This window comes from Streptomyces sp. NPDC002580 (assembly GCF_042889485.1).
GTDB lineage: Bacteria > Actinomycetota > Actinomycetes > Streptomycetales > Streptomycetaceae > Streptomyces.
This window is the reverse complement of record NZ_JBIAQZ010000001.1, coordinates 989,319-1,001,258: the sequence shown is the minus strand read 5'-3', so window position 1 is coordinate 1,001,258 and position 11,940 is coordinate 989,319. Positions and strand designations below refer to the sequence as shown.

At 72.5% G+C, this 11,940-nt stretch carries 9 protein-coding genes; 4 read left to right on the top strand and 5 right to left on the bottom strand.

Translation table 11 applies throughout. The features are described 5' to 3' along the window. Positions 1–22: 22 nt before the first annotated feature. Positions 23–724 carry a hypothetical protein gene (locus ACFYW7_RS04280; RefSeq protein WP_389497635.1) on the top strand — a complete coding sequence of 234 codons (702 nt, stop codon included), beginning with the start codon at positions 23–25 and terminating at the stop codon, positions 722–724. Here ACFYW7_RS04280 and ACFYW7_RS04275 read toward each other — a convergent pair. Further along, positions 661–1,428, bottom strand: coding sequence for a hypothetical protein (locus tag ACFYW7_RS04275; RefSeq protein WP_389497633.1), 768 nt, complete (start codon positions 1,426–1,428; stop codon positions 661–663). The genes ACFYW7_RS04280 and ACFYW7_RS04275 overlap by 64 nt on opposite strands. A gap of 60 nt (positions 1,429–1,488) precedes the next feature. On the opposite strand from ACFYW7_RS04275, the gene ACFYW7_RS04270 reads away from it, so the two are divergent. Then, a complete protein-coding gene (locus ACFYW7_RS04270) occupies positions 1,489–2,283 on the top strand; it encodes an adenosylcobinamide-GDP ribazoletransferase (protein WP_389497631.1) in 795 nt (264 codons plus the stop codon). Positions 2,284–2,334: 51 nt separating this feature from the next. On the opposite strand, the gene ACFYW7_RS04265 is transcribed toward ACFYW7_RS04270, so the two are convergent. From ACFYW7_RS04265 to ACFYW7_RS04250, 4 genes are all read right to left on the bottom strand, one after another. Beyond that, positions 2,335–3,009 carry a spherulation-specific family 4 protein gene (locus tag ACFYW7_RS04265; protein WP_389497629.1) on the bottom strand — a complete coding sequence of 225 codons (675 nt, stop codon included), beginning with the start codon at positions 3,007–3,009 and terminating at the stop codon, positions 2,335–2,337. Next, the gene (locus tag ACFYW7_RS04260) at positions 3,006–4,634 is read right to left on the bottom strand and encodes a hypothetical protein (RefSeq protein ID WP_389497627.1); all 1,629 of its coding nucleotides are present in this window, start codon (positions 4,632–4,634) and stop codon (positions 3,006–3,008) included. The genes ACFYW7_RS04265 and ACFYW7_RS04260 overlap by 4 nt, the downstream gene beginning before the upstream one ends. Next, entirely contained in the window at positions 4,631–6,154 is a 1,524-nt protein-coding gene (gene pelF / locus ACFYW7_RS04255) for a GT4 family glycosyltransferase PelF (protein ID WP_389497625.1), read from the bottom strand. Before pelF ends, ACFYW7_RS04260 begins: the two co-directional genes overlap by 4 nt. Positions 6,155–6,273: 119 nt before the next feature. Further along, positions 6,274–8,301 carry a hypothetical protein gene (locus ACFYW7_RS04250; RefSeq protein WP_389497623.1) on the bottom strand — a complete coding sequence of 676 codons (2,028 nt, stop codon included), beginning with the start codon at positions 8,299–8,301 and terminating at the stop codon, positions 6,274–6,276. A gap of 346 nt (positions 8,302–8,647) precedes the next feature. Between ACFYW7_RS04250 and ACFYW7_RS04245 the strand changes: the two genes are divergently transcribed. Together ACFYW7_RS04245 and lpdA are read left to right on the top strand one after the other, a co-directional pair. Beyond that, a complete protein-coding gene (locus ACFYW7_RS04245; RefSeq protein WP_389497621.1) occupies positions 8,648–10,174 on the top strand; it encodes a leucyl aminopeptidase in 1,527 nt (508 codons plus the stop codon). 315 nt (positions 10,175–10,489) lie between these two features. Continuing rightward, positions 10,490–11,878, top strand: coding sequence for a dihydrolipoyl dehydrogenase (lpdA, locus tag ACFYW7_RS04240; protein WP_389497619.1), 1,389 nt, complete (start codon positions 10,490–10,492; stop codon positions 11,876–11,878). Positions 11,879–11,940: the final 62 nt, after the last annotated feature.

Genomic DNA, 11,940 nt, shown 5'->3' with positions numbered 1-11,940 from the left:
GGAGAGTCGTGGGGCCCGCCGGATGAACCGGCTCGTCCGCCGGGTCCGCGCCGAGTGGGGCCCGCTGTACGTCACGGTGCGCCGGGGCCTGGCGGCGAGAAGGTGGCGGGCGGTCCCGATGACCCTCGGCGCGGTGTGCCTGACGGCCGGTCTCCAGTTCGCCCAGAACCAGTCCTGGGGCTACCGGCCGGTGCAGGACACCGGCGCCGTCCGGGCCGGGGACCCGCTCCCGCTCGCCCTGCTGCGCACGCCGCTGTCCCTGTTCGTACCGGCCCTGGACCTGCCCGTGTGGGGCGCGCTCGCACAGATCCTGCTCGTCTTCGGGATCGCCGAGATCTGCCTGGGCTGGTGGCGCACGCTCGTCATCGCGTACGTCGCCACGCTGGCCGGGACGTTGTACGCCCGCGTCGGCATCGCGCTCGGCCCGCACCATCCGCTGGGGCTGCCCGGGACGGACGCGCAGGTCGTCGACACCGGCCCCTCGGCGGCCGTGGTGGGCCTCGCCGTGTTCCTCGGCTGGCGCTACCGGGCGTACGGGACGGCGGGCGTGGTGATCGCGGCCATGGTGGCCGAGGTGCTCGTCAAGGACAACCTCGCGGGCAAGGAGCACCTGGCGGCCATCGCGGCCGTGCTGGTGCTGTGCTGCGTCTCCGCGGCGCGTCACCGCTGGTCGGGCAGGGAGCGGGCGGGCTCGGGGTCGGGTTTGCCGCCGATCCACTCCTGAACCCTGCGGCTGGGGCCCGCCCAGCGGCGGTCGTGCCGGTAGGCGCGCAGCCGGGACTTGGCGCGGGCGCGCGGCCTGCGCCGGTAGAAGCGCTTGGCCCACGGCGAACCGGGCTTGGCCAGCCGGATCGTGCCGATCAGGGCGACGAAGGGAATGACCACGCCGAAGATCGCCGTGCGCGCCTTGCCCTTGCTCAGGGCGATCAGCGCGAAGGTGAAGTTCAGGACGACGGTCACGATCACGCTGGCGCGGTCCTGCAGCTCCTGGTCGGTGGTGTCGTTGACGCCGAGCGGAGAGAAGCCGCTGAGCATCAGCCCGACGAGGGCCGCCGTGACCACCACGACCTCGACGCTCTTGCGCCCGTCCTCGGTCCAGTAGACGTCGTCGAGGTGCAGGATCAGCGCGAACTCGTCGAGCACGAGGCCCGTTCCGATGCCGAACACCACGGCGCTGACACCCGCCCAGAACCCCCACCGGCTGCTGGCCACCGCGCCGAAGCCGCCGATCACCGTGAGCACGACACCGGGTACCACGTGGTGGATGTGCAGATCACCGGCCTTGACGTTGCCGAAGGGCCCTTTGCCTGCGCGGATGAGACGCACGATGACGCGGGTGACGACGAAGGTCACGACGAACGAGGCCAGCGCCAGCAACAGCGGGAGCTTCCCGGGCTCGACGACGTTCCGCTGCAACCAATGACCCATATGTGAACTTTATCCATGCCCGCTGTTTCCGCCCTCCGGGCGTCCGGGTAGCCTGCGCCGATGCCCAAGACCGCCTCCGGGGTCTCCCTCCCCGACAGCCTCCGCTTCGCCTTCGGCACACTCACCGTGCTCCCCGTGGAGGTGACCCGCTGGGACCGCGACGCGGCGCGCGGCGGCATGCTGTGCGCCCCCCTGGCCGGACTGGTGGTCGGGGCGGGCGCGGCCCTGGTGGGCGTGACCCTGCTGGCCATGGGCTCCGGACCCCTGCTCGCGGCCGTGGCCACCGCCGCCGTACCGGCCGCTCTCACCCGGGGCCTGCATCTCGACGGCCTGGCCGACACGGCGGACGGGCTGGGCAGCGGCAAGCCCGCCGAGGACGCGCTGCAGATCATGAAGCAGTCGGACATCGGCCCGTTCGGCGTGATCACCCTCCTGTTCGTCCTGCTCGCCCAGGTGGCCGCACTCGCCCAGGCGTACGACTCCTCGTGGGCCCGGGGCGTCCTGGCCGCCGTCGTGTCGGCGACCGCGGCCCGCCTCGCCCTGACCCTCGCCGCCCGCACCGGGGTGCCCGCGGCCCGCCCCGAGGGTCTGGGCGCGGCGGTCGCGGGCGCCGTGCCCCGGCGCGGCGCCCTCCTGGTGGCGGCGGCCGTGGCCGGCGCCGCGGCGGGCGGCGGCGCGCTCGTCGGCACGTACGACCTGGTGCGCGCCGCGGTGGCCGTCGCCGCCTCCTGCCTGACCGCCGAACTGCTGCTGCGGCACTGCGTCCGCCGCTTCGGCGGCGTCACCGGCGATGTGTTCGGGGGCCTCGCGGAGACGGCTGCGACGACCGCGCTCGTGGTTCTGTCGCTGGGCTGACCGGCGTCGCGCCCCCGCCCCCGGGACGATCGCCCCTGGGGCCCCCGCGGTTCACGGCGCGGGCTCCACGGTGTGCGGCAACGTGCCCCAGGGGTGATCGCCCGATCCGGGGACCGCGCAGTACAGGGCGGCCCCCCGCTCCCGCGCCAGCGCCTCGGCGTCGACACCGGCCGGCACCCCGTGGACGAGGTGGCACAGGTTCGTCCCCGGACCCGTCCACGGCGGCGGCGGTCTCCTGCGGTAGCCGGTCCAGGTGCCCTCGAAGGTGACGAGCACGTCGGCGATCCCGGCGTACGAGGGGTGCGGAGCGGTGCCGTGGTTGAGGACGAGACCACCGCCGCCGAGCTCCCGGGCCTCCGCCGCCAGCCGCCGGTAGTACCCCAGCCCGCCCTCCACCGCGGCGGCCTGGTCGAGGAACGCGCCGTCGGTGCCGTACCAGTCGCGATGCCGGGTCAGATCGACCACGACGTCCGCGACGGGTCTGCGTCCGTAGTCCGTGTCGGCGTACCCGAGCACCCGGACGCCCGCCGCGCGCAGCCGCCCGGCGATCGCGGCGAACCCCCGGTCGAGGTGGTCGCCGGGTCCGCTGGCCGGGTTCAGCACGACGGCGTACAGCCGGGGCGCGGCGGCGAGGAGCGCGTCCCACTCGGCCGGCCGGACGAAGGGGTGTTCGTAGTAGGGGACGAGCAGGTTCTTCGGCGTGCCCGCCGGGCCGGGAGCGGTCATCGGTGGGCCGTCGCCTTTCCCAGCAGGACGCGGACGAGCGCGGTCTGGGCGCCGGCCGCCGTGCCGTACACGATCAGACCGACCCAGTGGGAGTCGCCGGTGCGGGTCGCGAGCGCCGCGGTCTGGGCGAGCGCGGCGACGCAGACGACGGTGGAGGTGCCGGTGACGGCGCCGAAGGACTGGAGCAGCAGCCCGGTCCACATCACCACGCCCAGCAGCAGCAGTCCGGCGAGCCGGACCCCGTCCGCGACAGCGGGCGCGTGCGGCCACAGCGCGGAGGTGCCGAGGCCGAGCACGAGCAGCGCGGCGAGGTAGCCGGTGAGGCACCGGACGAGCGCTCCGGCGGTCGCCCGCCGGAAGCTCCTGGCCGTGGTGCTGGAGCGCTGCCCGGCGAGACTGCCGCTGCGGAACCGGAACAGCAGCCACTCGGCGGGACCCATGCTGAGCGTCAGCGCGACCGCGGCGGGTGCGGCGACCGCCGTGCGGGCTCCGGTCAGGACGTCCCCGAGCGCCGCGTAGAGCACGAGGACACCGCTGCCGAGGCCGAAGAGGGCGTACGGGAGGGTTCCGGCGTGCCCGCGCGGGGCGGACCGGCGGGCGCGCAACCGCGCGAGGACATTCGCGAGGCGGGCCGGGACGGCCTCGGGCGTCCCGGCGGGGGTCCGGCCGGTGGAGGCCGTCCGCGGTTCCCCGGTCCGTCCGGACGGCTCCGCGCCACCCTTCGAACTCCGGTACGGGAACAGCGCGAGCAGTCCCGCGCCCCAGCTCCCCTCCCCCAGGTCCCGCACGGCGGGGGCCACTTCGAGCAGACCGAGCAGGGCGACCGCCGCCAGCGAGCCCAGCAGCAGGACGACCCGCGCGAGGTCGGGGACCGGGTGGAACACGGTGAGGACCGCGCCCGCCGTCATCGGGGTCAGCGCGGCCAGCAGCGTACGCTCCCGGCCCATCACCAGCAGCACGGTGGCGGCGCCGAGGTAGCCGGACTGCCCGGCGGCGAAGGCTACGGCGCCCCCGCCGGCCGACCCGGCCGCCGCGAAGGCCACCAGGGAGCCGAGCAGGACCCCGACGGGCGTCCCGACGAGCAGCGCGCGACGCGCCGCCGTGCGGTCGCCGAGCCCCATCCAGGTGTACGCGCGGTGCGCGAGCCCCTGGTTCCAGGTCCAGCCGCACAGCGCCCCGGCGAGCATCGGAACGGTGCCGGCGGGAAGCCCGAACGCGCCCTCGGGGGCCGCGAGAAGCGGTGCGGCGAGGACGTAGCCGAGGCCGGGCAGGGCGAAGACGATGCCCCGCAGGAGGCAGCCGAGGAGACCGATCCGCCACGGGTCGTGGGCCGGTCCCTCCGGTTCGGGCCAGGCCCTGCCCACCCGGCCGTACAGCTCCTCCGCGAGGGCGAAGGAGTTCTTGACTCCGTAGCGTTCGCGGATCTGGTCGTCCGACAGGCCGTCGGACTCCAGGTGCGCGGCCACCTCGTCGGGGTGGACGGCGGCGGCCACGAACTCCCCGATTTCCTCGGCGAGTTCGTCGATCGGGTCGGGCCGCGCCCAGCTCGTGGAGCCGCGCTGGACCGGTACCTGGGCCCGGGTGCCCTCGTGCGCCCCGGACGGCGTGCGCAGGGAGCCGCTCACCAGCCGGTCCCGTCCGTGGCGACGGCCTGGTACCAGGGGTCGCGCAGTTCGGCGGTCCAGTCGTCGACGGTCTCCACGGCCGGCCGGTACACCTCGGGCCGCCCCGCCAGTTCCTGGTAGACCGTCCTGAAGGCGTCGACCGAACGGCGCAGCGTGAACCGGTCGATGACCCGCTGCCGGGACAACTCCCCCAGGTCCAGCCGCCGTTCGTCGTCACGCAGCAGGGTCAGGGCGGCGGCCGCCATCTTCTCCGGCTCGCGCGGCGGGACGACGATGCCGGTGTCGCCGACCGCCTCACGGACCCCGCCCACGTCCGTGGAGACCGTCGTGCGGCCGCAGGACATCGCCTCGATGATCGAGAACGGGAAGCCCTCGGAGATGGAGGACAGCATGACGACATGGCCGGCCGCGTAGGCGCGCCACACCTCGGTGATCCGGCCCTCGAAGGTCAGCCCGTCGGTGACGCCCAGTTCGGCGGCGAGCTTCTCCAGGCGGGTCCGGTACGCCTCCCCGCCCGGCGGCACGGGACCGAACAACCGCAGCCGGGTGTCGGGGAGTTCGGCGCGCACCATGGCGTAGGCGCGCAGCAGGGTCTCCAGGTCCTTGATGGGGTCGACCCGGCCGCACCAGGTGAGGGTGGGCACGGCGGGCTCGGGGCCCGCGTGCGGGAACGCGTGCGGGTCGACGCCGTTGTAGACCGTGCGGATCCGGTCGCCGTCGGCGCCGCCGCGCTCCTCCCAGCGCCGGTTGTACTGGTTGCAGGGGGTGATGAGGTCGGCGGCGCGGTAGCCCAGGGAGTTCAGTTCCCGGTAGAAGCCGAGCATGAACGCCTTGACGGGCCAGCGCTGTTGGAACGACCGGTACCCGAGGTAGCGCTCGCGCAGATAGATGCCGTGCTCGGTGAGCAGGAACGGGACCCCGTCCAGGTGGTGCGCGACGAGGGCGGGCAGCGTGGCGAGACCGCTGCTGACGGCGTGGGCGACGGAGTCCTCGGGGATGCGGACGCCGAGCGGTCGCAGCGCGTGCTCCAGCAGGTCCGTCGCCGTGAGCGCGTCGTGCACGGTGGGCCGGGCGGCGGCCGTCGGCAGATGCGGCATCGTCCAGATCCACATCAGTGAGCGCAGCGCCGACTCGCCGCGCAGGGCGGCCGAGAGGCGTCCGTCCCGGGCGAGTCCGGCGAGTTCGTACAGGGCGTCACCGAAGTCCTCGGACGTGTCGGGGTCGAGGAAGGCGGACAGGAAGCGCTCGTAGGTCTCGGTGAAGCGGCGCAGGGCGCGGCCCAGCGGCGGCCGCGCGCGGCCGGGCCGTGGCCCCCAGGTCGGCACGGCGGTGTGCCGGTAGACGTTGGGCGGCAGCTCCCAGGTCACGGGTTCGCGGCCGCTCCCGGTGAGTGAGACGACGTGGAAGTCGACCTCCGGCATGCCCTTGACCAGTTGGTCGCACCAGGTGCTGACCCCGCCGTGGACGTGTGGGTAGGTGCCTTCGGTGAGCATGGTGACATGACGGCCGGTGCGCATCATGTGGTGGTTCCCCCCTGGGACTGTTTTTCCGGAGAGCCCCCCGGCTCTCGGTGCACGGCTTCGACGCGCACCCCGGCCGGTCGGGCCGGGGTGCGCGTCGAACCGTGGAACTGCCCTGCTCAGGCAGGCAGGTTCAGCTTGAGCGCGGACTGAAGGAGCTCCGGCTTGGTCCAGTCGTTGAGCTGTCCGGCGTAGGCCGTTCCGAACGCGGCGGTGCCGATCACGAGTTGCTTCCTGGTCCCGGTGGGCACGGTCACCGGGATCTGGGTGCCCGACGGGGCGGTGACGGTGACGGTGTTGCCGACGCGGTAGCCGGTGACCTTGCCGTTCGCCACGGCCGCCTGCCACGCGGTGCGGCGCTGCATCTCGGTGCCGATGGCGCTCTGCCGCGGGTTCTGCAGCGGGGTGTTGTCGGCGTAGATGGCCTTGTAGTCGGCGAGCACCTTGTCCAGGACCGGGTAGAGGATGCGGTCCTCGGCCAGGTTCGCCTGGTGGACGTAGTGCGGGCGCGGGTCGTTGCCGATGGCGTGCCCGAGCGCGGTGCGCGCCTCCATCGGGACGATGTAGTCCGCGTAGCCGGTGGCCGTGTCCAGCGGGGCCGACAGGCAGGTGGACGTCGCGTTGCCCTCGCAGACGCCGCTGCCGCCGTCGGCCTTCGAGGTGTAGATCCAGTTGTACTCGTCGGCCATCTCCTCGTCCTTGGCCGCGTTGTAGTAGATGTTCATCGGGTAGCGGGGCACGGTCAGGGCGCTGCCGACCGCGCGCTGCTCGGGCTCACGGGAGTTGTCGGAGCCGGTCCACTTGACGCCGTTCGCGGACAGCGCGCCCGCGAGGTTCGGGTTGTCGACGGGCTGCTGGGGCAGCGTCTTGAGACCCGAGTGCTCGCCGGTCACCAGCTCGGTGCGGTCGATGGACAGGCCGTGGGAGGACGCCCAGTTGTTGTTCTTCGAGATCTCCGCGGAGATGTCGGCGCGGCTCATGTACTTCGTCGAGCCGTCGGCGTTCTTCGAGCAGGTCCAGGGCACGGTCGTGGTGTCCTGGACGCAGCCGAGGAACGGGTGCATGTACGTGTGGTTCATCCAGCGGAACTTGGCCTTGTCGGCGAGCAGCCGCGCGGTGAGGGCGTCGGTGCCTCCGTTCTCGGCCTTCCACTCCTCGCCGGCGCCCGCGTTGAAGACCATGTCGAGCGTGAACCCGTGGTCGGCCTCCCACTGGGCGGCGTAGGCGGCGTCGTCCGCGGTCATCCGGATCGGCGTGGTGGTGTCCTCGCCGTTGCCGCCCGCGCAGTCGATGTCGCCGGGCGTGCAGTTGCGGTCGGCGTCCCAGCGGGCGTCGGGCGCGAAGACGTCGTCGACGTGGACGGCGAAGTAGTTCCTGCTCTGTCCGAGGTGCACGCCCTGCGTGAGCCACTCGACGATGCCGCGCGCGAGGACCTTGAACTGCTTCTGGTACTGGTTGTACGCGAAGGTCAGCACGAGCTCGCGGCGCCCGTCGTGCTCGTACTGACCGAGCATCGAACCGCCCGAGGGCGCGTTCAGGTAGCTGGTGAACCCCTCCCTCGGGTGGGCCGCGTAGCCGTAGCTCTCCTGGACCGCCGGGTCGATGTCCTCGAAGGTCAGCGGTCCGTCGAGGTAGCGGAACGGGCCGGTCGTGCCCGCCGCGGTGATCTGTGTCTGCGCGCCGTCCAGAACGCCGGACCAGCCGCCGTTCGAGTCGGTGTAGTCGAGCCCGACCTCGGGGTGCGCCCAGGTGTAGGCGTCGACCTGCGGGATGCCGAACGTCTTCTCGTACGCCTCCAACGCGGCCTGTTCGGCCGAACCCGCGCCGAACGGCGCCTCGTTCGGCAGGACGACACCCTGGTACTTGGCGCGCGGAGCGCCGTTCACGGTGTCGCTCAGGAACGTCGCGTTGATGGTCGGGCGGCCCGCGTCACCGAGGTTGACGGTGGTGTACGGGATGCCGGAGTTCTTCAGCTCCGCGGTGATGGCCCCGACCTGTCCCGCGCCGTTGTCGACGACCAGGACCTTCAGGTCGATCCGCGACGCGGTGGCCGCGGATGCGCCGGGTGCCCCCACTCCCAGCGCGAGGAGTCCGGCCGCCCCCAGGACGGCGGCCGTTCCTCTCCATCGGTGCAGACTCTGTGCCATATGTAGCGCCTCCCCCTCGAAGACCCCCCACGGGTCGAAACTGTGGGGAATCTGTGGAAATCGTGCAAAGCAGTGAGCGCCGTGCCCACTGGAACACGACGAGTGTGTCTTAGGTCACCGGGAGTGAGGGGCGAGAATTCGACAGGCCGCCACTTGTGGGTGAACGCCCGGAGAAATGAGCGAAACCCGGCCCCGAGCGTAGGCTCGTCCCGGGTACTTCGCCCGCCCCGCCAGGGCCCCGGCAAGGACCGCCCCCGAGGACGGATCTAGGGTCAGCCGTCGGGCCCGGTCGACCCACCCCACTCGGCCACACCACATTTCACATGGAAGCGGAGATCTCACCACCGTGACTGCTCTCACTCTCAGCACCGCCGCAGCGTCCGGTCTGCGGGCCGACGCGATCGTCGTCGGTGTCGCGAAGGGCCCCAAGGGCCCGGTCGTCGCACCGGGCGCCGAGGCCGTGGACAAGGCGTACGACGGCGGACTCGCCGGAATCCTGGAGACCCTCGGCGCCTCCGGGTCCGAGGGCGAGGTGACCAAGCTGCCCGCCCCGTCCGGGTTCAAGGCCCCCGTCGTGGTGGCCGTCGGCCTGGGAGCGGTTCCCGAGCAGGACGCCGGCTTCGACGCCGAGGCGCTGCGCCGCGCGGCCGGAGTCGCCGCCCGCGCGCTCGCCGGTGCCAAGAAGGCCGCGTTCGCGCTGCCGATCACCGACGCCGCCGACGCCGGTGCCGTGGCCGAGGGCGCCCGCCTGGGCGCGTACGGCTTCGACGCCTACAAGGAGACCGGCCGGGGCGACGCCGCCAAGAACGGCAAGGGCCCGCTCGGCGAGGCCGCGCTGCTCGGCGGCAAGCCCCGGGACGCGGCGTACAAGGCGGCGATCGCGCGCGCCACCGCCGTGACCGAGGAGCTCAACCGCGCCCGCGACCTCGTCAACACCCCGCCGAACGACCTCAACCCGGAGTCCTTCGCCGCCGTCGCCACCGCGGCCGGCAAGGAGCACGGCGTCAAGGTGCAGGTGCTCGACGAGAAGGCCCTGGTCAAGGGCGGCTTCGGCGGCATCCTCGGCGTCGGCGCCGGTTCGGCCGCCGGTCCCCGCCTGGTGAAGCTGTCGTACACCTCCTCCAAGGCGACCAAGCACCTCGCGTTCGTCGGCAAGGGCATCACCTACGACTCGGGCGGCATCTCCCTCAAGCCCGCCGGGCACAACGAGACGATGAAGTGCGACATGGCGGGCGCCGCCGCGGTCTTCGCCGCCGTGGTCACCGCCGCGCGTCTCGGCCTGGAGGTCAACGTCACCGGCTGGCTCGCGCTGGCCGAGAACATGCCCTCGGGCTCCGCCACCCGCCCGGGTGACGTCCTGCGCATGTACAGCGGCAAGACCGTCGAGGTCCTCAACACCGACGCCGAGGGCCGGCTGGTCCTCGCGGACGCGCTGTGGAAGGCGTCCGAGGAGAAGCCGGACGCGATCGTCGACGTGGCGACGCTGACCGGCGCGATGGTCCTGGCGCTGGGCAACCGCACCTTCGGCGTGATGGCCAACGACGACTCCTTCCGCGCCTCGATCGTCGAGGCCGCCGAGGAGGTCGGCGAGGAGTCCTGGCCGATGCCGCTGCCCGAGCACCTGCGCAAGGGCATGGACTCCCCCACCGCCGACCTCGCCAACATGGGCGAGCGCATGGGCGGCGGCCTGGTGGCCGGTCTGTTCCTGCGCGAGTTCGTGGGCGAGGGCATCACCTGGGCGCACCTGGACATCGCGGGCCCCGCGTTCAACGAGGCCGGCCCGTTCGGCTACACCCCCAAGGGCGGCACCGGTTCCGCGGTCCGCACCCTGGTCCGCCTCGCCGAGCTGACGGCGGCCGGCGACCTGGGCTGAGCCTTCGTACGGCGGACGGCCCCGGGCGTTCTCCCGCCCGGGGCCGTCCGTATGGCCGTACGGAGGTTTCGCCCTCGACGAAATCCGCGGGTTCACCCGGCTCCGCACCCCGTCGACGTGATGGATCAGACGTCCCACACACCGGCCCGGCGTCTCGCTCGCCCTCGACAAGTGCGAAGATGGGTTCTCGGCAGGACAGGGCCCCCACCACAGGGCCGTAGAAAGAGCGGCCGGACACCAGCCGACCGACCGGTCAACCACCCGCGAGGGACAACGGTGCCCGGCGTTACGGCGCACATGCATGGAGGACGTGACGTGGCGAACGACGCCAGCACCGTTTTCGACCTAGTGATCCTCGGCGGCGGTAGCGGCGGTTACGCCGCGGCGCTGCGCGGAGCGCAGTTGGGCCTGGACGTCGCCCTGATCGAGAAGGACAAGGTCGGCGGTACCTGCCTGCACCGTGGGTGCATCCCCACGAAGGCCCTGCTGCACGCGGGCGAGATCGCCGACCAGGCCCGCGAGAGCGCGCAGTTCGGCGTCAAGGCCACCTTCGAGGGCATCGACGTACCCGCCGTCCACAAGTACAAGGACGGGGTCATCTCGGGCCTGTACAAGGGTCTGCAGGGTCTCATCGCGTCCCGCAAGGTGACGTACATCGAGGGTGAGGGCCGCCTGTCCTCCCCGACCTCCGTCGACGTGAACGGCTCGCGGATCCAGGGCCGTCACGTGCTCCTCGCGACCGGCTCCGTGCCGAAGTCGCTGCCGGGCCTGGAGATCGACGGCGACCGCATCATCTCGTCCGACCACGCGCTCGTCCTGGACCGCGTACCGCGGTCCGCGATCGTGCTCGGCGGCGGCGTGATCGGCGTCGAGTTCGCCTCGGCGTGGAAGTCCTTCGGCACCGAGGTGACGGTCATCGAGGGGCTCAAGCACCTCGTCCCCGTCGAGGACGAGAACTCCTCCAAGCTTCTTGAGCGCGCGTTCCGCAAGCGCGGCATCAAGTTCAACCTGGGCACCTTCTTCTCGAAGGCCGAGTACACCGACACCGGTGTCAAGGTCACCCTCGCCGACGGCAAGGAGTTCGAGGCCGAGGTCCTGCTCGTCGCCGTCGGCCGCGGACCGGTCTCCGCCGGTCTCGGCTACGAGGAGCAGGGCGTCGCGATGGACCGCGGTTACGTCCTGGTCGACGAGTACATGCGCACCAACGTCCCGACCATCTCCGCGGTCGGCGACCTCGTCCCGACGCTCCAGCTCGCGCACGTCGGCTTCGCCGAGGGCATGCTGGTCGCTGAGCGTCTGGCCGGCCAGAAGGTCGTCCCGATCGACTACGACGGTGTCCCCCGGGTGACGTACTGCCACCCCGAGGTCGCCTCCGTGGGCATCTCCGAGGCCAAGGCCAAGGAGATCTACGGTGCGGACAAGGTCGTCGCTCTCAAGTACAGCCTGGCGGGCAACGGCAAGAGCAAGATCCTGAACACCTCGGGCGAGATCAAGCTCGTCCAGGTGAAGGACGGTGCCGTGGTCGGCGTCCACATGGTCGGCGACCGCATGGGCGAGCAGGTCGGCGAGGCCCAGCTGATCTACAACTGGGAGGCGCTGCCCTCCGAGGTCGCTCAGCTCATCCACGCCCACCCGACGCAGAACGAGGCGCTCGGCGAGGCCCACCTCGCCCTCGCGGGCAAGCCGCTGCACGCGCACGACTGATCGGCTCCGGCCGGGGGACTCCCCCGGCCGCCGGCTGTCCCCAGTCACCGCGTCGAGCAGGG

What these genes read in the sequence shown, in the direction of transcription:
- ACFYW7_RS04280 (WP_389497635.1), top strand. Translation starts at nt 23, where the DNA reads ATGAACCGGCTCGTCCGCCGGGTCCGCGCCGAGTGGGGCCCGCTGTAC.
- ACFYW7_RS04275 (WP_389497633.1), bottom strand. Translation starts at nt 1,428, where the DNA reads ATGGGTCATTGGTTGCAGCGGAACGTCGTCGAGCCCGGGAAGCTCCCG.
- ACFYW7_RS04270 (WP_389497631.1), top strand. Translation starts at nt 1,489, where the DNA reads ATGCCCAAGACCGCCTCCGGGGTCTCCCTCCCCGACAGCCTCCGCTTC.
- ACFYW7_RS04265 (WP_389497629.1), bottom strand. Translation starts at nt 3,009, where the DNA reads ATGACCGCTCCCGGCCCGGCGGGCACGCCGAAGAACCTGCTCGTCCCC.
- pelF (WP_389497625.1), bottom strand. Translation starts at nt 6,154, where the DNA reads ATGATGCGCACCGGCCGTCATGTCACCATGCTCACCGAAGGCACCTAC.
- ACFYW7_RS04250 (WP_389497623.1), bottom strand. Translation starts at nt 8,301, where the DNA reads ATGGCACAGAGTCTGCACCGATGGAGAGGAACGGCCGCCGTCCTGGGG.